Genomic DNA, 26,010 nt, shown 5'->3' with positions numbered 1-26,010 from the left:
ATTTTTTATAAAGTTACTATTTATTCTTCGTTCTTACCAATTAAAGTAAAATCTAAATGCTTTTTAACTAAGTCTGTATCTTTTACTTTTACAATAACTTCGTCTCCTAATTGATACATGGTTTTAGAGTTTTTTCCTATTAAAGCAAAATGATCTTCATCAAATACATAATGATCGTCTTTCATATCCCGAACACTAACCATGCCTTCGCATTTGTTAGCTATTATTTCTACATAAATTCCCCAATCTGTAACACCTGAAATAACGCCAACAAAATTTTCATCTTTATGATCTTGCATAAATTTAATTTGCATGTATTTTATAGAATCTCTTTCAGCTTTTGTGGCTAGATTTTCCATATTACTGGAATGGTTGCATTTATCTTCGTAAACGTCTTCATTAGCCGATTTTCCTCCATCCAGATAATGTTGCAACAAACGATGTGCCATTACATCTGGATATCTTCTAATAGGTGATGTAAAATGACTATAATAATCGAAAGCCAATCCATAATGACCAATATTGTGAGTAGAATATTCGGCTTTACTCATACTTCTAATAGTTAAAGTGTCTACCAAATTTTGTTCTTTTTTACCTTCAACATCTTTTAATAAATTGTTTAAAGATGAAGAAATACTCTTTCTATCTTTAAAATTTAATTTATAACCAAATCTACCAACTACATTTTGTAAAGCTGCTAATTTACTATCGTCTGGCTCGTCGTGAACGCGATAAACAAAAGTTTTTTTAGGGGATTGTTTACCAATAAATTCGGCTACTTTTCTATTAGCTAATAACATAAATTCTTCAATTAATTTATTAGCATCTTTACTGGTTTTAAAGAAAACACCAATTGGATTTGATTGTTCGTCTAAATCGAATTTTACTTCAACTTTATCGAATGAAATCGCTCCAGATTTCATACGTTTTCTTCGCATGATTTTAGCTAATTCATCTAATTTTAAAGTGGCAAAAGCTATTTCTGGAGTTGTAATGTATTCTTTTCCAGTAAGGGAAACTTCAGCTGGTATTGTGTTATTCAATTGAGATGCTTCGACAGAGCTCAACATGACATTTGTATTATTTTCTATAATAGCTTGAGCTTCTTCATAAGCAAAACGTGCATCACTATAAGTGACGGTTCTACCAAACCATTGGTTTTTAACTTCAGCTTTATCATTTAATTGAAACACTGCAGAAAAGGTATATTTTTCTTCATGTGGTCTTAAAGAACACGCATTATTTGATAAGACTTCTGGAAGCATTGGAACCACGCGATCTACTAAATAAACCGATGTTGCACGCTCGTAAGCTTCATCATCCAAAACTGTATCTGGTTGAAGATAATGAGAGACATCTGCAATATGAATTCCTATTTCAAACAAGCCATTATCTAATACTTGAAATGATAAGGCATCGTCAAAATCTTTAGCATCTTTTGGATCTATAGTAAAAGTCAACACATCTCTCATATCGCGACGTTTCGCTATTTCTTCTTTTGTAATAGAGGTATCTAATTTATTAGCATAATCTTCTACTTCATGAGGAAATACTGCAGGTAAGCCATATTCTGCTAAAATAGCATGGATTTCTGTATTGTGTTCTCCTGGTTTTCCTAAAACTTTTAAAATTCGTCCATTTGGAGAATCGGAATTTTCTGGCCAATCTTCTAAAGAAACAAGAACTTTATCTCCATCTTCAGCTTTATTAATTTTATTTTTAGGTACAAAAATATCTTTGTACATTTTGTTCCCATCTACTACTACAAAAGCAAAATTATTATTTTTACTAAACTGAATAACTCCAACATATTCGCTTTTTGCACGTTTAATAATGTTGGTAATTTCACCTTCACGTCTGCCACGCTTTAAACGTTTGTATGTATAAAATTCTACTTCATCTCCATGAAGCGCTTTGTTCATGTTATTTGAAGCAATGTATATATCTTCGTCAAAATCCTCGCTTATAATATATCCAGAACCTTTGGAAGCCATATCTACAATTCCAGTATGATATTCGGTATTAACAATGGCTTTAAATTTCCCTCGTTCTACTTCTTCAATCTCTTGTTTTGCTTTTAATTGTTGAAGCTTTTTTATAATCTGATTTCTGCTACTGGCATCATTAACACCTATTTTAGCAGCAATTTGTTTATAGTTAAAGGATTGGTTTCTATCTTTTTTTAAAATACTTAGAATGGTATTTGTAAGGTTGGAAATCTTGTTATGTGAAGGTTTCCTTTTTTTCTTTTTTGTCATGTAATAATTGTAATCATTTTCTGTTCCTATTAAAGATAGGAATCTGTTGTTTTATAACCTAATAAAAGTGAAGTACTGGTTATAAATTTAATACAAAGCTACGGTTTTAATATTAAATGATGTTTCTAAACTGTTAAATTACAAATAATAAAACTTATTAAGAGATTCATTGCTTCTTTCTGAATTACAAAATATTACTCAATAACAAGTTGTTTAGTCGTTTTACTTTGATTGGTTTCTATTTCTATTAAATACATACCTGGTGATAAATGAGATGTATTAATTACCTTATCTTTTGAAGTACTAATAAACTGACCTAGTGTATTATAAATATTTACTTGTTTTAATTCTATACTTTCTTGTAATTGAATGTTAACTTGATTTTTGGCTGGATTTGGATATAAACTAAATTGAGAGAAAACGAAATTATTTAAAGCTAATAAATTAGAAAGATTATATATACGAACATGTCCAGAATCATTTCCATTATTATCATTTTTAAAACCACCAATAGCTAGAATATTTGCATTTCCTGATAAACTTACAGAATATCCAAAATAATCTTCTTGAGATTCTCCATAAATACTAGAACCTATTTGAGTCCAAACATCATTAACTATTCTAAAAATTTTTACTTGTCCAGAATCAAAATTTGTCCCATTTAAGCCATTATTACGACTTGCTCCTACTGCTAAAATCTCTCCATTATCTGATAAATCTAAACTAACTCCAAAATAATCATCTTCTGCATCTCCATATATATTTTGACCTAATTGAATCCAATTGTTATTATTATTTTCAAAAATTTTAACTTGACCAGAATTAATTCCATTATTATCATTTTTATTAGCACCAATAGCTAATATATTTCCATTGTTTGATAAATCTAAACTTATACCAAAATTATCATTAAAAGCATCTCCTGCTAATTCGTTACCTATTTGTACCCAATTATTATTTGTAAATTCATACACTTTCACAAAACCAGGTGAATTAAAAGGTTTATAACTAAATGCAATAATTAAACCATTATAAGATAACTCCATATACCTACCTAAATAATCACTATTTTGATTACCGTAAAAAGAAGATCCTAATTGTATCCAATTTGTACCATTAAATTGGAAAACCCTTACTTGACCACCATCATTTACAATTGTACTATTTCTATAAGAACAAATTGAAACAATATTACCATTTTTGGAGAAAGCCATTCCATATCCAGATTGATCACCAGCAACTTCACCATCAATATCTTGACCAATTTGAACCCAGTTATTATTAATAAATTCATAAATTCTAACATGTCCAGAACCAACTCCATTTTCACCAGAATTATTTGGAGCACTTATAGCTAATCTATTTCCATTTGAAGATAAAACAACTTTATGTCCAAATTTATCACCTGCTCCTTCTCCAACAATATCATTTCCTATTTGAATGAAACTATTATTAATAATTTCATAAACTTTAACATAGCCTGAATCTTCACCATTTATACCATCGTAAAATTTTCCACTTACTGCTAATCTATTACCAGTTAAAGATAATGTAGTATCATATCCAAAATTATCTCCTGCAAATTCTCCAGTAATATCTTGACTAATTTGAGTTTGAGTAAACATTAAAAAAGGAAATAGCAATAAAAGTAAAGTATGTTTCATAAGTAAGTAAATTTAGGCTCTGTTAAAAATATAAATTAATTTTATATAAGAATTAGTTATCCACATTTATATATATAATTATCTTTTTCTTTTAAAATTTAAAAAAAATAGTAATGATTATAATGGGTTGTTAATAGCAGGTATAACTTTTTTAGTTTTTATTTTGATGTTATCTTGTTTACGTTCTATTAATATGTAATTAACAATAGATAAATATTTAAATACTTCATTTTCATACTTAACTTAAATGCTATTAACATTTTTTAGTAGTTGTTAATAAGTGATTTTTAAAGTGAATGACTCATAAATTTTTAAATATTTTATGTTTATAACCAACAATTCATAGCTGAAAACTTATCCAAAAAATATTGAGTTATATTTTGGTGATGTCGACTCTATTTTTGTTTGAAAAAATTATTAAATAAACCATATTTTACTTTTAAATAATTATAAACAGTTATTAACAGGTTATGAGATTTGTTTTGTTAAGCTATTAACATTAGTTATTTCTTAACTTACTAAAGCTATAAAAAAATATAAGCCATACAACTACATTTTGTACCTTTACAGTAATAAAAACACAAGATTTCCGTCTTCACGGAAACTAATTAAAATATTAATTGATGAAAATTTCTATAGGTAACGATCACGCTGGAACAGAATATAAATTTGCTATTATTAAGCATTTAGAAGCGAAAGGAATTACGGTTAAAAATTATGGAACAGATGCTTCTGATAGTGTTGATTATCCAGATTTTGTACATCCTGTGGCACAAGATGTAGAAACCAATAATACCGATTTTGGTATAATTATTTGTGGTAGTGGCAATGGAGCCAATATGACAGCTAATAAACATCAAGGAGTACGTTCTGCTTTATGCTGGACTAAAGAAATTGTTGCTCTTGCAAGACAACATAATAATGCTAATGTATTGAGTATTCCAGCTCGTTTTACAGCTTTACCACAAGCTATTGAGATGGTAGATACATTTTTAGATACTGCTTTTGAAGGTGGACGACATGAAAAACGTGTACATAAAATACCTGTCTCTTGCTAAATGAGTCATGCGCATCACAACCATACGCACTCTTATAAAGATGTCAAAGATAGAAACCTGCTAATTTCCATCTTTCTAAATGTGCTTATTACTGCAGCTCAAATTATTGGAGGACTTGTATCTGGTAGTTTGGCTTTGTTAAGTGATGCCCTTCATAATTTTAGCGATGTACTCTCATTAATAGTAAGTTTTGTAGCCTCTAAGTTATCTAAACAAAAAGCATCTATAAATAGAACTTTTGGTTATAAACGAGCAGAAATTTTGGCTGCTTTTGTAAATGCTGCAACCTTAGTTGTTGTGGCAATTTTATTAATTATAGAAGCTGTTAAACGTTTTAAAAATCCACAGGAAATTGAATCTAATCTAGTTATTTGGCTAGCATTGATAGCAATTTTAGCAAATGGTTTTAGTGTGCTATTGCTTAAAAAAGATTCAAAAAGCAACATCAACATACGTTCAGCATATTTACATTTATTAACAGATATGTTAGCAAGTGTAGCTGTTTTGATTGGAGGTATTTTAATGAAATTCTATCAAATTTTTTGGGTAGACAGTTTATTAACCTTTTTAATTGCTTTATATTTAATTTATGTAGGTTACGATTTGTTAAAAACATCCACAAAAATGTTGATGCTCTTTACGCCAGATCATATAAATATTAAAGAAGTGGTTCGTATGGTGAATCAGTTGCCAAAAGTAAAAAAATTACATCACGTGCATATTTGGAATTTAAGTGATGACGAATTGCACTTAGAAGCCCATTTAGATTTAGAAGAAAACATAAGTACCAGAGATTTTAACGAGTTGTTATTAGAAATTGAAAAAGTGTTGCACGATGAGTTTAACATCAATCATGTAACCATTCAACCTGAATATAAAAAGGAAGATCCAAAAGAAGTTATTGTCCAAGATTAAAATAAAGCTTATGAAGTTTAATGGACTTTTATTAATAATTACTTTACTATTTTTTTCTTGTTCTGATGTCACAGAAAACATAATAGAGAATGCTATTCCTGATCCTGAAACTTTAGAAGTAGGTATAAAAAACAATACTAATTATAGATTTACAAGAACAGAGATTATTACAAATAATAGTACTTATGTGTATCAAATAGTTGAACAAGAATCTTATTCTGAATTTTTTGAAATGGCCTATATTTATTCAGAAGTAGAAATTAAAATTCAAACTAACAATGGATATTTTTCTTTTACACCATCACATTATATAGAAGATACTAAAGTAACTAAAGGATTGTATTACTTTGAAGTAAACATTTCTAACAACGAAACAGTCTCTTTAACCAGAAAAAAGTTTTAAACATGCTTGACATTCGTATAAAGATTTTTAATGAATTAACAACACAAGAACTTTATGACCTATTACAATTAAGAGCTGAAGTGTTTGTTGTAGAACAAGATTGTGTATATCAAGATGTTGATGGAAAAGACCAGAAAGCTTGGCATGTTTTAGGATATAAAAACAATATTTTAGTAGCTTATACACGTGTATTTAAACCAGGAGATTATTTTAAAGAAGCCAGTATTGGACGCGTTGTGGTTGCAGAAAACCAAAGGCAACATAAATATGGTTATGATATTATGGAAGCTTCCATACAAGTTATTAAAAAGCAGTTTAATGAAACCTTAATTAAAATTTCAGCACAATGTTATTTAAAAAGGTTTTATAATTATTTAGGATTTAAAGAAACTGGTGAAGAATATTTAGAAGATGGTATTCCACACATGGCAATGATTAAAAACTAATTTCTTTGTGTAGTTTCACCAACATAAGTAATTAAAATTTCCACACGTCTATCGAATTTTGGTTCACCTCCAAGAGGGAATTTTCTACGCATTCCAACATATTTCATACGTCTTTTATCAACCCCTTTTTTTGCTAAATAATCGTATATATATTTAGCTCTAGCTAAAGATAAGTTACGTTGTTTGGTTTTTCTATCTATTGCATCTCTACTGTTTTGAGTACAACATACATGACCTTGTATGGTAAAGTAAATATCTTTTCTATCTACTAATACTGTAGCAATATCTTCCAATGTTTTTTTAGATTCAGGCAATAACGTACTATAACCTGTTTTAAACAGGATGTTTTCTAAAAGAATTTTATCACCTGCTTTTAAATTCTCATCTAGTATAGATTCTGTTGTGTTTTTCTTTTCTGGTATTACAGTTAAGTCTCTTGGTGGATTGTAAGGTTGAATAATAATTTCTACTTTTCTGTTTAATCCTCTTATTTTATTAAGATCTTCTTCTTTTATTAGCTTGATTAAAATTTCACCTTTACCATCAACATTTGTGATGATGGTTTCGTCGAATTCATTATTAGAAAAAATGGTTTTTATAGCATCTGCTCTTTCTTGAGAAAGCACTAAGTTATAAGAATCACTTCCTCTATCATCTGTAAAACCGTAAATAGAAATTTTTTGAATATCTAAACCTTCAATTTCTGAAAGAAACATTAAAAGTCTATTATGTTCTGTTTCCGGAACCTCAAATTGATCTGTTTCAAAATACACAACGTGAGTTAATTGTGCTTGTACAGTTATATTAAAACCGGACAGAAAACATAATATGCATATTAAATTTTTCATAGTAGGACATGAAAATGTAAGTAAATATAGATAATTACAAACAATATTTCAATAATACTAAATTATCTTAAATAACTATTATATTTTGAAGGATTTGAAAGAATTTCAGTGGCTTTTTTAATTTCAGGATTGTGAATTTTATAATAATCATACAACCCTTCTCTATACACATAACGTTTTACAATTTCGTCTGTTAATAAGTATAGAATTTGATCTTTATTTTCTGAAATAGCCAATTCTTTCGAATTATTTAAATTAGTTAATAAGGTGTTATAGTCAGTTTTTATATTATCGTCTAACTCTTCTTTTTCAGCGTTTTCAAGTACTTTATTTAAGGCTTTTTCAGTTTCGGTTACAAAAGAAAAATTATTAGTTGATAAATAATTATTAAAGTTTTTAAAATCTGTATTAGTTAGTTGAAACTGATTAATATCTGTTAAACCATTATGTTTATAGTAATATTCTGTTGCGAAATCGAAAATTAAAAAATCGTCTAAAATAGCATTTGTTATGGCAGAATTTTTAGATATTTCTAAAGATTCGTCAGGCAAAACACCTCCTCCATCAAAAACTGGACGACCATTTTTTGTTTTAAATTCGTGGTATTTTTCGCTTTCAATTCTAACAGCATTACCTTCTTCGTCTCTATTCCAATAATCTAAAGACTGAATGCATCTACCAGAAGGCGTATAATATCTAGAGATAGTTATTTTTAGTTGCGTTCCATAAGTTAAAGGCTTTGGGCGTTGCACCAAACCTTTTCCAAAACTACGTGAACCTACAATAACAGCTCTATCTAAATCTTGTAAAGAACCAGATACAATTTCGCTAGCAGAAGCACTACTTCCATTAATTAAAACAACAACTGGTATTTCTGTGTCAATAGCATCTTTTTGAGTGTAATAGGTTCTATTATATTTTTTTACTTTAGATTTTGTTGTTACTACTAATTGTCCTTTAGGTACAAATAAATTTACCACATTAACAGCTTCGTGAAGCAAGCCTCCAGGATTATTTCTTAAGTCTAATATGATGCTTTTGGCTCCTTGAGCTTTTAAATCTTTAAGTGCGTAACCTGTTTGAGTAGAAGCTTTCCCATTAAATGTACTTAAAACAATATAGCCTGTTTTATCGTCTATCATTGAGAAATGAGGAACTGCATCAATTTCAACTTCAGTTCTAGTTATAGAGGTATTATATTCTTTTCCTTGACGTAAATAGGTAACTTCTACAGCTGTATTTGGTGTTCCTTTTAGTAAATCGCCTGCATCTTCTTCATAATTATCGATAACAATATCTCCAATTTTAATAATTTCATCTCCAGCTTTTAATCCAGCTTTATCTGCTGGATATTCTTTATAAGGTTCTACAATTACAAGCCTGTCTTTCAAGGTTCTAACTTTAGCTCCAATTCCAGTATAATCTCCTGTTCTTCTAATGCGTTCTGATTCAACATCTTGTTCGTTGTAGAAATTGGTGTAAGGGTCTAGATCTTTTAACATGCTTTTTATAGCAGTATCCATTAAATCTGCAGGATTGGTTTCATCAACATAATTCATATTAATTTCTTTGAATAAGGTTGTGAAAATCTCTATTTGCTTAGCTATTTCGAAGAAATCGTTTTGAAAGGCAGATCCTGTAAAAAAGATAGTTACAGCTAATACAGGAATAATGATATTTCTTTTTAGTCTGTTTTTCATGTTTGATTATTCTTTAGAACTGTTTTCAATAAATTTTTGCAACAGTTGCTTCATTTTAGTTTCAACTTCTATGTAAGTTGGTTTTTCTTTCCCAATGTACAAAATCATAAACGCATATTGTGTTGTCATGTTGTTAAAAAAAGCCCTTTTTTGCAATCTATAAGCTTCACGAAGTAAACGTTTGATTCTGTTTCTGTCGACAGCTTTTTTAAAATGTCTTTTTGAAACAGAAACACCAGCTTTAAATACCACTCCATCATCAAAATGGGTTTTTAAATAAACTATTCTTAGGGGATAAGCCGAAACCGATTTTCCTTCCTCAAACAATTGAGAGATGAGCTTTTCGCTTTTAAGTTTTTCTTTATGTGGATAGGTTTGTTTCATAGACAACAGATAAAGCAAAAGTAACAAATACCAGCAATCTTCAAGCTATCCTTTTACCTATATGACATAAATCATATTTTATTCTATTGAATTGCAGTAATTTAATTGTTTATAATTAAACGACTTTACCAATGGGAAATTTAAATGTTACAAAACTTCAGAACAAGAAAGAACACGCTAATTATATACATCATTTAATGAATGATATTGAAGCTTTAGATTTGATGCTTCAACAGGATTTAATAGAAAAAGAACCTATAAGAATTGGCGCAGAACAAGAGTTTTTTATTACAGACGAATCATTTTTTCCTAACAATAATGCGCTTGAAATTCTTAAAGATATCAACGACAATCATTTTACAACCGAAATAGGGAATTTTAATTTAGAAATTAATTTAGATCCTCAAGAACTTAAGTCCGATTGTTTCTCTAAACTTGAAGAACAATTAACTATTCTTTTAGAGAAAGCTAAAGCCTCTGCTAATAAATATCACTCTAAAATTATATTAACAGGCATGCTGCCAACCTTATCATTAAAGCATATTACTTTAGATAATATGACACCAATGCAAAGATATTATGTGTTGAATGAAGCTATAAAAGAATCTAGAAATCAAGATTTTAATATTCATATAAAAGGTGTCGATGAGCTTAGTTTTCATCACGATTCTGTGATGTTAGAAGGTTGCAACACTAGCTTTCAAATGCACTTACAAATCCAACCAGATAATTTTATAGATAGTTATAATTGGGCTCAAGCAATTTCTGGACCAGTATTAAGTGTTTGTGCAAACTCACCTTTATTATTTGGTAAAGAGCTTTGGGCAGAATCTAGAATAGCTTTATTCACTCAAAGTGTCGATACCAGAGCAAATTCTATGTTGTTAAATGAAAATCAATCTAGAGTTAGTTTTGGAAATAACTGGGAAACAGGAACCGTTACAGATATTTTTAGAGATAATATTTCTAGGTTTAGAAGTTTGGTAACCTCAGAATATATTACAGATAGTGTTGATATGATTGAACGAGGTGAAATACCTAAACTTAAAGCTTTAAGCTTACACAGTGGAACGGTTTATAAATGGAATAGAGTGTGCTATGGAGTAGGCGAAGGCAAACCACATTTAAGAATTGAAAATAGATATATAGCTTCTGGACCAACGACTATAGATGAAATTGCTAACATGATGTTTTGGGTTGGACTCATGCTTGGAAAACCTTCAAAATATGATAGTATTCATAAGAAATGGGATTTTAAAGATGTAAAGTCTAACTTTTTTAGTGCAGCACGTTATGGTATGGCAACACAATTTTTATGGGATGGAAAATATATTTCTAGTCATCAATTAATTCTAGACGAATTGTTGCCGATGGCTTATAGAGGTTTGTATAGTGTTGGAATCGATCCTGCTGATGTTGAAAAATATTTAACCATTATTGAAAATCGTGTAAAATCTAACAATGGTTCTCAATGGCTTATTAAAAACTATAGAAACTTAACTAAAGAAAGAAAAAAGTTTGAATCTGCTCAAATATTAACATCTCAATTATACGATAAACAAGAGCTCAATTATCCTGTAGGATCTTGGAGTATGATTAATAAAAGTGAGATTTTAGAACAAAATGAAAGACATGTAGTAAAACACGCCATGAGTACAGATATATTTTCTGTTGTTAAAGAAGATAGCTTACAACTTGTAGTAAATATTATGAAATGGAAAAAAATTAGACATATGCCTGTAATTGATGGAAACAAAAAACTTGTTGGGTTAATAACAACTACAGATATTAAAGAACTTTCATATTATTATTTAGGTAAAGGAGTTGCTGTTGAAGATATAATGACTAAAAAGATTATAACAATCGGACAATACGAACCTCTAGAGACTGCAAAAAACCTGATGATTAAAAATCAAATAAACTGTCTACCAGTTGTAGAAAAAGGAAAACTAATTGGCTTATTAACTTCAAAAGATTTTTTAGATTAATGGTAAAAGTTATCAGTAAAGCACTTAATAAACAAATTGAAATAGAACGGATTATTACAAAATTTTCCACCTCTTTAAATAGACCTACTGTAGTTTTTTTTGCAGGAATACATGGTAATGAAACTGCAGGTGTTTTTGCTTTAAACGAATTTTTAAAAAGTGATGGGTTTGAAAATTTGCAAGGAAATGTTTATGCTATAGCAGGAAATTTAAAGGCACTTTCTGTTAATAAAAGATTTATTGAACAAGACTTAAACAGGCTTTGGACTCAAGATAATTTAGAAAATTTAAAATCTAATACTAATTTACAAGCCGAAGACCTTGAACAACTAGACTTGTTTAATATTTTAAAAGAAATAAAAGACAAACATTCTGGACCTATATACTTTATAGATTTGCACACAACGTCTAGTAAAACATTGCCTTTTATCACTATTAATGATGCACTTATTAATAGAAAATTTTCGCAACAATTTCCAGTACCAATTGTTTTAGGAATTGAAGAATACTTATCAGGTCCTTTATTAAGTTATATCAATCAATTAGGCTATCTATCTCTTGGTTTTGAGTCTGGACAACACGACGAAGTTGATGCTGTTTTAAACTGCTTATCTTTTATTTATTTAACCTTGGTTTATACAAAAGTACTAGACATAAATAATGTTCTAGATTTTGAAATTCATTATAACAGACTAAAACATCAATCTCAAAATTTAAACTACGTTTTTGAAGTAACATATCTTCATAAAATAAAACAAAATGAAAACTTTAAAATGATAAATGGTTTTAAAAGCTTTCAAAAAATAGTCAAAGGAAAACAATTAGCTACTAGTAATTCTAAAGACATTTATTCAAAATATAATGCAAGAATATTTATGCCATTATATCAAACACAAGGAGAAGAAGGCTTTTTTATTATTAAGAGCATTAAACCTGTTTTCTTGAAAATATCAGAATTATTAAGAAGATATAAAGGAGATAATTTATTGGTGTTATTACCAGGAATTTCATGGCACGATAGAAAAAAAGGTATCTTATCTGTTAATTTAAAAGTCACCAAATATCTAGCCAAACAAATCTTTCATGTTTTTGGTTTTAGGAGTCAACAATTGGATAAAACACGCATGTTACTTTATAATAGAGAACGTGTTTCTAGAGTAGATTTATATAAAAATGAAACTTGGTTTAAAAGGAAATAAAAAAACCACTTGATTTATCAAGTGGTTTTTTTATTTCTATTTATTTAAATTTTTACATTTCAAATTTATTATTTTCTTTATTAATATCTGCCATACCTTCTTTAGGGTCAATTTGTACCGATTTAACGGTTTTAGACGCTTCAAAAGTATAGGTTGGGTAAGCCCAAGCCCAATTAGATATGGTTTTAGCTGTTGTTGGTTTTTTACCATGCATCATACGTAATGGAATGTAATAATCTTCTGTGGTTCCATCTGTATAAGTAACTGTTAAATCTATAGGCATTGGCATAAGTCCAATACGTTCTAATGTAACAGTATTATCGCTAACAGCTTTTACACCATAATCTATGGTATTAGTGGTTTGAGCAAAATCTATTAAATACCAATCTAACTCGAAGTTTGTAATTTTTTCAGCCGAACGAATAAAATCATTAGGTGTAGGATGCTTAAAAGCAAAATCGTTATAATACTTTTTTATAGTGGCTTTTAAATTGTCTTCTCCAATAACATAACCTAATTGCGCCATAAACACTTCGCCTTTACTATAAGCCGAAATACTATACGCTTGATTGTATTCAAAACGGTCTGCTTGAGTAGTTAATGGTTGTTCTTTTCCAGAAGTTGCCAGATAGATATAACCTCTGTAAGCATTAGCTGTTGGATTTTCATTATTGGTTTCCATTACAGCATCCATAGCAAAATCGCTAATATAACTAGTAAAACCTTCGTCCATCCAGTAGTGTTTAGCCTCGTTTGTAGCTAATAAAAACTGAAACCATGTATGTGCTAATTCGTGTGCAGTTACGCCTATTAAACTACCTAATTTACGTTCTCCAGTAATTAAAGTACACATAGCATATTCCATACCTCCATCTCCACCTTGAATCACTGAATATTGATTGTAAGGATACGTGCCAATATTTTCACTAAAATACTCCATAAGTGCAACCGTTTTAGGTTGTAGCTTTTTCCAATTTTCTAATTGTTCGGCACCAAGAGTCTTTTTATAAAAGAAGTGTAGCATTGGTCCATTTGGGACTTGCATGGTATCGTGATTATATTCAGGGTCTGCAGCCCAAGTAAAATCGTGCACATTTGGTGCTTTAAAATGCCAGGATAGCATATTGCCTTTAGGACGCATTACTTCTCCAGTTTCGTAACCATGACCAATCTCGTTTGGGTTTTGTAAGTATCCAGTTCCACCAATTACATAGTTTTTATCGATGTTTATGGTTACATCAAAATCACCCCAAACACCATGAAACTCTCTACCTATATATGGATCTGCATGCCAACCTTCAAAATCGTATTCTGCTAATTTTGGGTACCATTGTGTCATAGATAAGGCCACACCTTCAGCATTGTTTCTTCCAGAACGACGTATTTGTACAGGCACCTGTCCATTAAAAACCATATCGAAAGTTACTTTTTCTCCAGGTTGAATAGATTTGTTTAATTGTACAACTAAAACAGTTCCAACTACATCGTAATTTACAATAATGCCATCTTGCTTTAAAGAAGTTACTTTTAAGTAACCAATTTCATCAGGTGTTAATTTACCTATTCTATCTGCAACACGTCCATCTGGATCTGCAATATTTTGAGATCTCACATCCATTTCGCTACCAGGTTGAAAGGCATTAAAGTATAAGTGATAATAAACTCTAGTTAACACATCTGGAGAATTATTAGTATAAACTAATTTTTGTGTTCCAGTATATCTGTAATTAGTCACATCCATAGTTACGTCCATTTTGTAATCTACATGTTGCTGCCAATAACCAGTATTACTTGATGTTTTATTTGGTTCTATTTCTTTAGAATAAGCTGTAGTTAAAAGAAAGCTTAAACTAAAAAAGAATAAAAAGATTTTTTTCATTGTTAATTTGATTTAAAAAAACCCCAACTTTTGATAGATGAGGTTTTTTTGAGTTTTTAATTTATTTTGACATTTGCTGCGCCATAATTAAGGCATTATATGCATTCATTATTTTACCAGATTTAGATAAGTCACCAATTGGTTTGATATCTTCAGAATCTCCTCCAACAACTACTTTAGTTGTTAAAGCTAAACCAGAATCCATGATAATTTGTTTTACTTGAGCAGCAGATAATTTTGGATAGTAAGAACGAATTAATGCAACTACACCAGCAACAGCAGGAGCAGCCATAGAAGTTCCACCTTTAGTATCGTACTCATTTTCTGGAGTTGTAGAGTAAATTTTTGCTCCAGGAGCAAAAACATCTACATTAATTTTCCCATAGTTAGAAAAACCTGCAACCATTCCAGAACCATATTTAGGCTCTAAAGCACCAACAGTAATAAATGTTTCAGATACTTCTGGACCACTATTTACTTGATCGTTTGGATAACATTCTTTTTGATCTAAATCTAAACCTTCATTACCAGCAGCATTTACAAATACCACATCTTTTTTACTTGCGTAAGCAATAGCGTCTCTTACCCAGTCGCTATGAGGTGAGTAGTATTTACCAAAACTTCCATTAATTACTTTTGCGCCATTGTCTACTGCGTATCTTATAGCTAAAGCAATATCTTTATCGTATTCATCTCCATTTGGAACTGCTCTTAAGCTCATAATTCTTACATTATTTGCCACACCATCTACACCTAATCCATTACCACGTTCTGCAGCAATAATACCAGCTACGTGAGTTCCATGACTTTCTCCTTTTTCTGAAGGAAGCACGTTATTATTTCCATATCCTACATCAGATAAATCGTTTGGATCATCTCCAGTGGTTCTACCATTAAACTCTATATTAATGTTTGCGTTTAATTTGTCTGTAAAATAATCAACACCTCCTTTTATAGATGATAAAGCAGCTTCTGTAGAATCGAATCCGTTTCCATACATAAAGTTCAATACACCAACAGCTTTTGTTACAGATTCATCATCAGATTCAATTGCGTTTACTTCATCTGCTGTATAATCTTCTTTACCTAAAAATTCAGAAATAACTTCATTAGCGCCTTTTACTTGATCGTAAATTTGATCGTATTGTGCTTTTCTTGCGGTAGTTTCTTCATATTCTTTATCGTATTCAGCTTGAGCTCTAGCATAATCAGGATTGCTAGTATCTCCACTTGCAAGAATTCTAACATATTCTAATTGTTCATCATAAGCATCACCTAGAAAATTCCAACCATGAATATCATCTACATACCCATTTTTGTCGTCATCAATTCCATTTCCAGCAATTTCATCTTCATTTACCCAAACAACATCATTTAAATCTTCATGTTCTATATCAATTCCAGAATCGATAACTGCAACAATTACTGTTTGTCCTTTTTGAGTTTTTAATACGTCTGCATAAGCTTTTTCAACACTCATTCCAGGAATTGTATCTTTAACAAGATCTAAATGTCCCCAAGTGTGTTTTTCTTTTTCTGTTAACTCTGAAACTTTTAATGGAACAGAGTCGATGTTTTCAACAGGAGTTGATACTATTTCAGCTCCACCACCACAACTAGCTAAAGTAGTCGCTATAAGAACTGAAAGAAATAAAGGTTTAATTAATTTCATTTTAATTTTTAAGTATTAGTTAAATATTTCATTACAAGTATAAACATTATTTAATCGCACGCCTTTTTCTGTTTGTTTTACTGTAATAATCTCGTTATGTGCATCGTGCTCCAAAAATAAGTAATAATTATTATCTGCTGCTAAATTCAGGAATTTTTCTTTTTCGTCTAATGTTAATAAAGGTCTTGTGTCGTAACCCATAACAAAAGGGATTGGTAAATGTCCAGCTGTAGGTAATAAATCTGCCATAAAACAAATGGTTTTACCTTTATAATTAATCATAGGAATCATTTGTTTATCTGTATGGCCATTTGCAAAGAAAACATCAAATCCTAAATCTGAATTTTTTAATAAATCAATTTCTGGAAGCGACGTAAATTTTAATTGTCCACTTTCTTCCATTGGGAGTATGTTTTCTTTTAAAAATGAAGCTTTTTCTCTATTATTTGGCTGTGTCGCCCATTTCCAATGGTCTTGATTAGACCAAAAATGGGCATTTTTAAATGCTGGCTCGTAACCCGTTTTATCTTTATTCCATTGCACACTTCCACCACAATGGTCAAAATGTAAATGCGTCATAAACACATCTGTAATATCATCTCTAAGAAAGCCATATTTTTTTAAGGATTTATCTATAGAATCATTTCCCCATAGGTAATAATAACTAAAAAACTTATCGCTTTGTTTGTTTCCCATTCCTGTATCTATTAAAATTAGTTTTTTACCATCTTCAATGAGTAAGCATCTTGCAGCAATATCTATCATGTTATTATTGTCTGCAGGATTTGTTTTTTGCCACAAAGATTTTGGTACCACACCAAACATGGCTCCACCATCTAATTTAAAATTACCAGATTCAATAGGAAATAGTTTCATAAGGACTGCAAATTAATAAAACAGGTAATATAAGTTATTAATAAATAATATAATTAGTTGTTTTTTAACATTTAAAATTTGAATGAAGAAAGATATTTTATTTGTTGCTAATTAATATTAATCATAATTTTATAAAAAACCTTAGATGAAAACACCTAACCCAAACCCATTAAAAAAAATGAAATTACTTCGGTTTGGTAGAGACTTTAAACCAGACGAAGAAGTAATATTAAGAGATTATTTAGCCATTGAAAGAACTAGGCTAGCAAACGAACGTACTTTACTGTCTTATGTCAGGTCGTCTTTATATTTGTTATTGGGTGGAATTGCTTTTTTTCAGCTTAAAGAATTTGCGAATTTCCAAGTTTTAGGTTTGCTCTCGCTGTTGTTTTCAGCTCTCTTTTTTATAATTGGACTGTACAGGTTTGTATTACTTAAAAAAAGTTTGAAACGCTTGTATTACACATCTGAATCTAAAAACGATGATTAGATTTTAATAAGTAACTTTTAAAAAGTTGTTTTATGAGTATTGACCTTATCTTAACATTTGTCATCATTATTATTGGTGTTTTTCTTTTTGTTAAAGATTACTTTTCAATTGACACTACTTCAATACTTATAATGGCATTATTTATTGTGTCTGGAATATTAAATCCTGAAGAAGGTTTTTCTGGATTTAACCATCCTGCAACCATTACTTTAGGCTGTATATTTGTTGTAAGTGGAGGCATTTTTAATTCAGGAATTTTAGAAGGGTTGAGTTATAAGATTATTAAATTAGCTAAAATTCATTATTTAGTAGCCCTTGTTGTATTTTTTGTAATAACAGCTTTTTTTTCAGCATTTATCAACGATACTGCTGTTGTTGCGCTTATGTTACCAATAGCACTTACAGTTTGTAGAGAGACTAATATTAGTCCAGGAAAATTGTTAATGCCTATTTCATTTGCCGCTCTTTTTGGTGGTACTTGCACGCTTATAGGCACTTCAACTAACATTTTAATTAGTAGTTATGCTAAACATTATGGGTTAGAGGAATTTGGAATGTTTGAATTTAGTTTAGCTGCGTTATGTTTATTAGTAATCGGTTTTTTTTATATGTTTTTTATAAGTCCTTATCTCCTTCCAAAAAATAAAGACAACAATGAAATGACTAAGATTACTAAACAATATCTAACAGAATTAACTGCAGAATCTAATTGTAATGATATCAACAAAACAATACAAGAATCTCAATTAGTTAGAGATTATAATACGAATATCATTTCTATCCTTAGAGATTCTTATTTAATTCAAGATATTAGGTCAGACACAAAAATTTTATCTGGCGATATTTTAAAAGTCTTATTGCCTCCAAAAACCTTAACAAGGCTTCTAAATTTAAAGGGTTATCAGGTTAAAGGCAGTCAACTTATGAAATACGCTGAAGCCACAACCAAGACATATAAAGTCTATGAAGTAATTATTCCTTTTGGATCTTCCTTGGCTGAAGGTTCATTAAAATCACTACAGTTTAAACGCACATATAACATGTCTGTTTTAGCAATTCATCAACGTGGAGAATTATTTGTAGATAAGTTAACTTCTGTAAAATTAATGGAAGGCGATATGCTATTAGTTCTAGGAAAAAAAGAAGAACTACAAAATTTAGAAAATCAAAAACTGATAGTTACATTATCTGAATATCAAAAGAAAAAAACCAATTTTAAGAAAGCAATACCAGCTGTTTTAATTGGAATTGGTGTTGTTCTAGCAGCTTCATTAAACATTACATCAATTTTAATAAGCGCAATGATAGGTGCTTTATTAATGATTTTAACAGGAATTCTTAAACCAAAAGAAGCCTACAAAGCAGTTGAATGGAAAGTGATTTTTATGATGGCTGGTGTTCTTTCAATGGGAACAGCTTTAGAAAAAACAGGAGGAGCTATTACGATTGCAGATTTTATTCAAAAGACTTTTAGGCAATATGATGCACATATTACACTAAGCTTACTATACTTAATAACCTTTATATCTACAAACTTAATTTCAAGTAAAGCTACAGCAGCTTTAATGACACCAGTTGTTATTAGTTTAGCTTCTATAATGGAAGTTAGTGAACGACCTTTTTTAGTAGCAGTTATGTTTGCATGCTCTTTAACATTTATGACTCCAATGAGTTATCCTACAAACACAATGGTTTATGCTCCTGGAAACTATAAGTTTAATGATTTTTTAAGGGTTGGAACACCATTAAATTTAATTATTTGGGTAGCAGCTTCCTTTATAATCCCATACTTCTTTCCATTCTATAAGTAGATGTTAAATGTTTATAGAAATATTCAGTTATTAAAATGAAATTTACAATTGTAAAATAAAATGCCTTATTTTGCTAAGGTTTACTAAGAACAGAAATTTAAAATAAGTATTTTATTTAAGTAATTGAAACTTTAATATGATAGAATTAGCAGGCATTATTATACTTGGCATATTAGCACAATGGGTTGCATGGAAACTTAAAATACCAGCTATTTTGCCTTTAATTCTTATAGGTCTTTTAGTTGGACCAATAGCTGCAGAATTTTTAAGTTCAGATGGTACTAAGTGGATTGAACCTATTTGGAATGGAGAAGAAGGATTATTTCCTGGTGAAAGCTTATTTTTCTTTGTTTCATTAGCTATAAGTATTATTCTTTTTGAAGGTGGTTTAACTCTAAAAATGGGTGAAGTAAAAAATGTAGGACCAACAATTACTAAATTAATAACTATTGGTTCTATTGTTACGTTTTTTGGAGCTGCCATAGCTGCTCATTATATTTTTTACTTAAGTTGGAAGATGTCATTTTTATTTTCTGCCTTAATTATTGTTACAGGACCAACTGTAATTACTCCAATCCTCAGGAATATACCACTTAAAAAAGATGTATCTGCAGTTTTAAAATGGGAAGGTATTTTAATAGATCCCATTGGTGCTTTAGTTGCTGTATTAGTTTTTGAATTTATTAGTGTAGATGCTGGTGGAGAATACACAAAAACAGCTTTTATAGAGTTTGGTAAAATTGTGCTATTTGGATCTACCTTTGGCTTTACGTTTGCTCATGCACTTAACTTTATTATTAATAAAAAATGGGTGCCACACTATTTAATGAATGTTTTTGCTCTTGCTGCTGTTTTAGGGGTTTTTATATTATCTGATGTGTTTGCGCATGAGTCAGGATTATTAGCGGTAGTTGTTATGGGAATGGTTCTAGGTAATTCAAAATCTCCATATTTAAAGGAATTACTTTATTTTAAAGAGTCTTTAAGTGTTTTATTAATATCAATTTTATTTATTCTACTTGCTGCCAATATTAATTTTGATGACTTACTACTAATATATAATTGGAATACAGCCATTTTATTTGCTATAGTCGTTTTTGTTTTAAGACCAATTGGAGTGTTTTTAAGTGCTCAGGGTTCTAATTTAAAATTGAATGAAAAACTTTTTATTAGTTGGGTTGGACCTCGAGGAATTGTGGCTGCAGGTATTGCTTCTTTATTTGGATTAAAACTTGCAAAAGAAGGAGTTCCAGGAGCTGAATATATTACACCGTTAGTCTTTATGATTGTTCTAGGAACTGTTTTATTAAATGCAACAACAGCTAGAATGTTTGCAAAAATGGTTGGTGTATTTTTAGATAAATCTGAAGGAATTTTAATTATAGGCGCCTCTAAAGTATCGAGACTAATAGGACATTATTTAGAATCTAATGGAAGACATGTAGTGTTAATTGACAGTAATCAAACCAATATAAAACAAGCAAAAGAATTAGGCTTAGAGGCTTTAAACACAGATATTTATTCTGACACGTTATTAGATAATATTGAATTGAATGATGTAGGTTATTTAATGGCTTTAACTGGAAGTACAGATATTAATAAATATGCTATTAATAAATTCAGTAAGCAATTTGGAGAAAATGGCTCCTTTAGATTAGTTACTCCAGATGAAATAAAGGACTTTAAAAACAACCCAAAAGAAGGATTGTTTTCTCATACTGATGATTTTGTTTCTCTTACTGAAGTAGCAAGAGAATACCCTTCAATTCATGAAATAATAATAAAAGATAGATCTCATTATGATAGTCTTATAGAAAAAACAAACAATGACAAAAACATTATCCCTTTATTTGTTAAAGACTTAAATGGAAATCTAGAAATTATCTCATCACACAATATTAGTGATAAAGATGTTAGCAAAGGTTCTGCCTTAGTATATTTAGGAAAACTATTATCAGTTTAATTATTAAAACTTAATCATTCAGTTTTAATACTGCCATAAATGCTTGTTGAGGTATTTCAACATTACCAACTTGACGCATACGTTTTTTACCTTTTTTCTGTTTTTCAAGAAGTTTACGTTTTCTTGAAATATCTCCACCATAACATTTTGCAGTTACATCTTTACGAAGTGCTTTAATTGTTTCACGAGCAATTATTTTAGCTCCAATTGCAGCTTGAATAGGAATATCGAATTGTTGTCTTGGTATTAACTCTTTTAGTTTTTCACACATTTTTTTACCAATATTGTGCGCGTTATCAGCATGAATTAAAGCCGAAAGTGCATCAACAGGTTGTGCATTTAATAAAATATCAACACGAACTAATTTGGATGTTTTCATTCCAATTGGATGATAATCGAAAGAAGCATATCCTTTTGAAACCGTCTTTAAACGATCGTAAAAGTCAAAAACAATTTCAGCTAAAGGCATATCGAAAGTCATTTCAACACGTTCAGTTGTTAAATAGGTTTGATTGGTTATCATGCCTCGTTTTTCAATACACAAAGACATCACGTTTCCAACAAAATCAGCTTTTGTTATAATGGTTGCTTTAATATATGGTTCTTCAACACGATCTAAACCAGAAGGATCTGGTAAATCGGTAGGATTATTAACAATAATAGGAGTTTCAGGATACTTTTTAGTAAATGCATGATAGCTAACGTTAGGTACAGTTGTAATAACAGTCATATCGAATTCACGTTCTAAACGCTCTTGGATAATTTCCATATGCAGCATTCCTAAAAAACCACAACGGAAACCAAACCCTAAAGCTGCTGAACTTTCAGGTGTAAAAACTAATGAGGCATCATTAAGTTGTAGTTTTTCCATTGAAGCACGAAGTTCTTCATAATCTTCAGTATCTACTGGATAAATACCAGCAAATACCATTGGTTTTACATCTTCAAAACCTTCTATAATATTTGTTGTAGGATTTTTAGCATCAGTAAGTGTATCTCCAACTTTCACTTCTTTTGCTTCTTTTATTCCAGTTATAACATAACCAACATCTCCTGCTTTAATTTCTTGTCTAGGAAATTGTTTCAATTTTAAAGTCCCAATTTCATCAGCAAAATAATTTTTCCCTGTTGCAATAAATTTAATGTTTTGCCCTTTTTTAATAGTTCCATTAAGAACTCTAAAGTAAGTTTCAACACCACGAAATGGGTTATAAACAGAATCAAAAATTAGAGCCTGTAAGGGTTCATCAGGATTACCTTTTGGAGCAGGAACACGCTCTATAATTGCTGCTAAGATATCGTCAACGCCAAATCCGGTTTTACCACTAGCATGGATAACTTCTTCTGGCTTACAGCCTAATAAATCTACAATATCGTCGGTTACTTCTTCTGGATTAGCGCTAGGTAAATCGACTTTATTAAGAACTGGAATAATTTCAAGATCGTTTTCTAAAGCTAAATATAAATTAGATATGGTTTGCGCTTGAATACTTTGGGCTGCATCTACAATTAACAAAGCGCCTTCGCAAGCAGCAATTGATCTAGATACTTCGTAACTAAAATCTACGTGACCAGGCGTATCTATTAAATTTAAAACGTATTGTTCCCCTTTATAGGTATATTCCATTTGAATGGCGTGAGACTTAATAGTAATACCACGTTCACGTTCCAAATCCATGCTATCTAAAAGCTGTTCTTTTTTCTCCCTTTCGGTAACAGCTCCAGTATAATCCAATAATCTATCTGCCAAGGTGCTTTTACCATGGTCAATGTGTGCTATAATGCAAAAGTTTCTAATGTGCTTCATAATTCTATTCTAGCCAAAACTAATTTGCAAATATAATTGTTTTAAAATAGCTTTAAATATTAAAGGATAACTAAATGAAATTATTTATTTATGGTTTTTCCGTAAAAATAAGTGCAAAACTATTTTTATCTTGTAGCCCCAAATAAGCTTTTGAGTTTGAAATTAGAAAACATATTACTTTTATTTATCTTTCTACTGCCTTTTACAATAATAAGTCAGGATATATCTATTACAGGAAACGTTAAAGACTCAGAAAACAATCCTATTTACTTTGCAAATGCTGTTTTGTTATCTTCTAAAGATTCTACTGCAATTAAAGGAACTTCAACCAATGACAATGGCTTTTTTGAACTAAAGAACACCAAACAGGGCAATTATTTAATTAAAATTAGTTTTATAGGTTATACCGATTTTAGTAAACCGATTACGGTTTCTACTGAAGATATCCATCTTGGAGACCTTATTTTAAATGAAAATACCGAAGCTTTAGACGAAGTAAACATTATAGCAAACAAACCAACCATTAAAAAGGAGGCAGATAAATTAGTTTTCGGAGTTGAAAATACAGCACTTTCTGAAGGTACCTTGCTTCAAGTTGTAAAAAGTACACCTGGCGTTTTGGTTTTAGATGGACATATAATGGTAAAAGGATCATCGCCTTCTGTTTATATAAATAATAGAAAAGTACAATTATCTACTGAAGAATTATTGCAACTCTTAGAAAGTTCTCCTGCAAATGCTATTAAATCTGTTGAGGTTATTACCAACCCTTCTGCTAGTTACGATGCAGAAAGTGGTGTGGTAATAAACATTATTATGAGTAAAAACTTGGTAACAGGATACAGAGGAAGTGTTTCTGGAAACTATACGCAAGGTGTTTTTCCTAGATACAACTTTGGAATGATTAATTATTTTAAAACCGATAAAATCAACTTATTTGCTAATTATAGTTATACAAGTGAAAAAATAAATAGAGATAACGACGATGGTGTTTATTACTTCGATACTAATAATCAAATTGATGAAGTATGGAAATCTTCAACAAATAGAAATACTTGGACCAAGTCTCATAGCTTGAATTTCAACCTCGATTTTCTTTTAAACGAGAACAATACGTTAAGCGTGTCCTCAAACATGTTATGGACACCTTATTTTAAGTATAAGCTTGATAATAACACCAATATTTTTAATGCCAATAATGAGTTTCAATCTCGATTTGAAGCCGATAATTTAACTAACGATGATAAATATAATTTAGGATTCGACTTAGATTACCTTCATCAATTCTCAAAAAGCAGCTTGGCTTTTAATAGTCATTTTACCATTTACGATTACAGCAGGTTTCAAGAATCTTCAAGCAACTATTACGACCAGAATAATAATTTTATTGCACCAACAGCCTTTAACACAGACGCCAACCAAAAAACACAAATATTTACGGTTCAATTAGATTATAAACTTCCAATTAACGACACATCGAATTTTGATGCTGGTTCTAAATATTCAAGTATTCAATCTGATAGCGATATAACTCGTTATGATTATGATTTTAACACGAATGAAGAGGTTTTAAATTTGGCAAACTCAAGTGCTTTTGAATATAATGAAAATGTCTTTGCTTTATATTCTAACTATGATAAAACCTTTGGGAAATGGAGTCTAAATGCAGGCTTGCGCATGGAGCAAACAGACATAAAAGGTACTTCAATAACTTATAATCAAACGAATAAACAAAGTTATTTAGATTGGTTTCCAACAGCGAGTATTAAATACCAAACAGAAGGCGTAAGTAGTTTCTATACAACTTATAAGCGAAGTATTGTAAGACCTAATTATAAAGATTTAAATCCATTTACTTTTTTCTTAAATGATAATACATTGGTTGTTGGTAACCCCAATTTAAAACCAACCTATAAGGACCATTATGTAATAGGCTCTTCAGTAACGTCTTTTTTAACACTTGAAGCTTATTATATTAACGAAAAGGATTTTATTATTGAACTTCCACTTCAAGACAATGTAACCAACCAATTAGTTTACGCTCCAGTTAATATAGACAAATCGATAGAGTATGGTTTTGATATTGTTTCATATTTTAATATTACAGAATCATGGTTTGTTTACGCAGTAACCTCTTTTTATAATGCCATTGAAGAAAAAAACACTGAGAATAGCTTTATAGAATCCAATCAATGGTCTAATTATAGCGTGTTGATGAATGATTTTTCATTTTTAAAAGACCGTAGTTTGTCTGCTAATATTACTTTTATTTTTCTATCTGAAAATTTACAAGGCTTTAGAAATGTTGCAGGAAGATTAGAATCTGAATTATCCATCTCAAAAACCATCCTTAAGAAAAAGGCGGTTATTTCTTTAAGTGCTGCAGACCTATTTAATTTAGCCGATTTTGAAACAACAACAGACTATTTAAACCAACGAAGTTATAATCATACAGATTTAGATAACAGATTCGTTAAACTTGGATTTAGGTACAAGTTTGGTAATACCATATTAAAAACAAACGAACGCCAAAAAGCTGTTAAAGAAAGAGAACGTATTAAAGAAAGAGATTAATTTTTTAATCTCACTATTCTGAAATTCGTATCGTGATTTATTTCAGACAGTCAATCCTTTCTAGTCTTGCCATTC

General features: G+C 30.1%; 19 protein-coding genes. 10 read left to right on the top strand and 9 right to left on the bottom strand.

Annotation, left to right across the window (positions count from 1 at the left end; all coding sequences use genetic code 11):
• Positions 1 to 20 precede the first annotated feature (20 nt).
• Together rnr and FVF61_RS12615 are read right to left on the bottom strand one after the other, a co-directional pair.
• Positions 21 to 2,258, bottom strand: coding sequence for a ribonuclease R (gene rnr, locus FVF61_RS12620; RefSeq protein ID WP_148456962.1), 2,238 nt, complete (start codon positions 2,256 to 2,258; stop codon positions 21 to 23).
• Positions 2,259 to 2,452: 194 nt separating this feature from the next.
• The gene (locus FVF61_RS12615; protein ID WP_148456960.1) at positions 2,453 to 3,922 is read right to left on the bottom strand and encodes a T9SS type A sorting domain-containing protein; all 1,470 of its coding nucleotides are present in this window, start codon (positions 3,920 to 3,922) and stop codon (positions 2,453 to 2,455) included.
• Positions 3,923 to 4,545: 623 nt separating this feature from the next.
• Between FVF61_RS12615 and rpiB the strand changes: the two genes are divergently transcribed.
• From rpiB to FVF61_RS12595, 4 genes are read left to right on the top strand one after another with little or no spacing between them, the layout of a single operon-like run.
• A complete protein-coding gene (gene rpiB / locus FVF61_RS12610) occupies positions 4,546 to 4,980 on the top strand; it encodes a ribose 5-phosphate isomerase B (RefSeq protein WP_148456958.1) in 435 nt (144 codons plus the stop codon).
• Entirely contained in the window at positions 4,981 to 5,895 is a 915-nt protein-coding gene (locus tag FVF61_RS12605; protein ID WP_148456956.1) for a cation diffusion facilitator family transporter, read from the top strand.
• Between the two features lie 10 nt (positions 5,896 to 5,905).
• A complete protein-coding gene (locus tag FVF61_RS12600) occupies positions 5,906 to 6,298 on the top strand; it encodes a hypothetical protein (protein ID WP_148456954.1) in 393 nt (130 codons plus the stop codon).
• 2 nt (positions 6,299 to 6,300) lie between these two features.
• The gene (locus tag FVF61_RS12595) at positions 6,301 to 6,744 is read left to right on the top strand and encodes a GNAT family N-acetyltransferase (RefSeq protein ID WP_148456952.1); all 444 of its coding nucleotides are present in this window, start codon (positions 6,301 to 6,303) and stop codon (positions 6,742 to 6,744) included.
• On the opposite strand, the gene FVF61_RS12590 is transcribed toward FVF61_RS12595, so the two are convergent.
• From FVF61_RS12590 to rnpA, 3 genes are all read right to left on the bottom strand, one after another.
• The gene (locus tag FVF61_RS12590; protein ID WP_148456950.1) at positions 6,741 to 7,592 is read right to left on the bottom strand and encodes an OmpA family protein; all 852 of its coding nucleotides are present in this window, start codon (positions 7,590 to 7,592) and stop codon (positions 6,741 to 6,743) included. The genes FVF61_RS12595 and FVF61_RS12590 overlap by 4 nt on opposite strands.
• Positions 7,593 to 7,654: 62 nt before the next feature.
• Positions 7,655 to 9,292 carry a S41 family peptidase gene (locus FVF61_RS12585; RefSeq protein ID WP_148456948.1) on the bottom strand — a complete coding sequence of 546 codons (1,638 nt, stop codon included), beginning with the start codon at positions 9,290 to 9,292 and terminating at the stop codon, positions 7,655 to 7,657.
• A 6-nt stretch (positions 9,293 to 9,298) separates the two neighbouring features.
• On the bottom strand, positions 9,299 to 9,676 hold the full coding sequence (gene rnpA, locus FVF61_RS12580; RefSeq protein WP_148456946.1) for a ribonuclease P protein component: 378 nt from the start codon (positions 9,674 to 9,676) through the stop codon (positions 9,299 to 9,301).
• Positions 9,677 to 9,807: 131 nt separating this feature from the next.
• On the opposite strand from rnpA, the gene FVF61_RS12575 reads away from it, so the two are divergent.
• Both FVF61_RS12575 and FVF61_RS12570 read left to right on the top strand, forming a co-directional pair.
• Entirely contained in the window at positions 9,808 to 11,664 is a 1,857-nt protein-coding gene (locus tag FVF61_RS12575; protein ID WP_148456944.1) for a CBS domain-containing protein, read from the top strand.
• A complete protein-coding gene (locus tag FVF61_RS12570) occupies positions 11,664 to 12,863 on the top strand; it encodes a succinylglutamate desuccinylase/aspartoacylase domain-containing protein (RefSeq protein ID WP_148456942.1) in 1,200 nt (399 codons plus the stop codon). The genes FVF61_RS12575 and FVF61_RS12570 overlap by 1 nt, the downstream gene beginning before the upstream one ends.
• A gap of 52 nt (positions 12,864 to 12,915) precedes the next feature.
• Here the strand turns inward: FVF61_RS12570 and FVF61_RS12565 are convergent, their stop codons facing one another.
• The 3 genes from FVF61_RS12565 to FVF61_RS12555 all read right to left on the bottom strand — a co-directional run bounded on the left by FVF61_RS12565 (position 12,916) and on the right by FVF61_RS12555 (position 17,290).
• Positions 12,916 to 14,742, bottom strand: coding sequence for a M1 family metallopeptidase (locus FVF61_RS12565; protein ID WP_148456940.1), 1,827 nt, complete (start codon positions 14,740 to 14,742; stop codon positions 12,916 to 12,918).
• 61 nt (positions 14,743 to 14,803) lie between these two features.
• On the bottom strand, positions 14,804 to 16,414 hold the full coding sequence (locus FVF61_RS12560) for a S8 family peptidase (RefSeq protein WP_148456938.1): 1,611 nt from the start codon (positions 16,412 to 16,414) through the stop codon (positions 14,804 to 14,806).
• A gap of 15 nt (positions 16,415 to 16,429) precedes the next feature.
• The gene (locus FVF61_RS12555) at positions 16,430 to 17,290 is read right to left on the bottom strand and encodes an MBL fold metallo-hydrolase (protein WP_148456936.1); all 861 of its coding nucleotides are present in this window, start codon (positions 17,288 to 17,290) and stop codon (positions 16,430 to 16,432) included.
• 145 nt (positions 17,291 to 17,435) lie between these two features.
• On the opposite strand from FVF61_RS12555, the gene FVF61_RS12550 reads away from it, so the two are divergent.
• The 3 genes from FVF61_RS12550 to FVF61_RS12540 all read left to right on the top strand — a co-directional run bounded on the left by FVF61_RS12550 (position 17,436) and on the right by FVF61_RS12540 (position 21,554).
• Positions 17,436 to 17,780, top strand: coding sequence for a DUF202 domain-containing protein (locus FVF61_RS12550; protein WP_233586838.1), 345 nt, complete (start codon positions 17,436 to 17,438; stop codon positions 17,778 to 17,780).
• Between the two features lie 32 nt (positions 17,781 to 17,812).
• Entirely contained in the window at positions 17,813 to 19,591 is a 1,779-nt protein-coding gene (locus FVF61_RS12545; protein ID WP_148456934.1) for an SLC13 family permease, read from the top strand.
• A 136-nt stretch (positions 19,592 to 19,727) separates the two neighbouring features.
• Positions 19,728 to 21,554, top strand: a complete 1,827-nt coding sequence (locus FVF61_RS12540) for a cation:proton antiporter (protein WP_148456932.1) — start codon at positions 19,728 to 19,730, stop codon at positions 21,552 to 21,554.
• Between the two features lie 10 nt (positions 21,555 to 21,564).
• Here the strand turns inward: FVF61_RS12540 and lepA are convergent, their stop codons facing one another.
• The gene (gene lepA / locus FVF61_RS12535) at positions 21,565 to 23,361 is read right to left on the bottom strand and encodes a translation elongation factor 4 (protein WP_148456930.1); all 1,797 of its coding nucleotides are present in this window, start codon (positions 23,359 to 23,361) and stop codon (positions 21,565 to 21,567) included.
• Positions 23,362 to 23,511: 150 nt separating this feature from the next.
• On the opposite strand from lepA, the gene FVF61_RS12530 reads away from it, so the two are divergent.
• Entirely contained in the window at positions 23,512 to 25,935 is a 2,424-nt protein-coding gene (locus FVF61_RS12530; protein ID WP_233586836.1) for a TonB-dependent receptor domain-containing protein, read from the top strand.
• Positions 25,936 to 26,010: the final 75 nt, after the last annotated feature.

The organism is Xanthomarina maritima, from assembly GCF_008084905.1.
In the GTDB taxonomy this organism is placed as follows: Bacteria; Bacteroidota; Bacteroidia; order Flavobacteriales; family Flavobacteriaceae; genus Xanthomarina; species Xanthomarina maritima.
The sequence above is the reverse complement of the archived record's forward strand: the minus strand, read 5'-3'. Positions and strand labels throughout refer to the sequence as shown.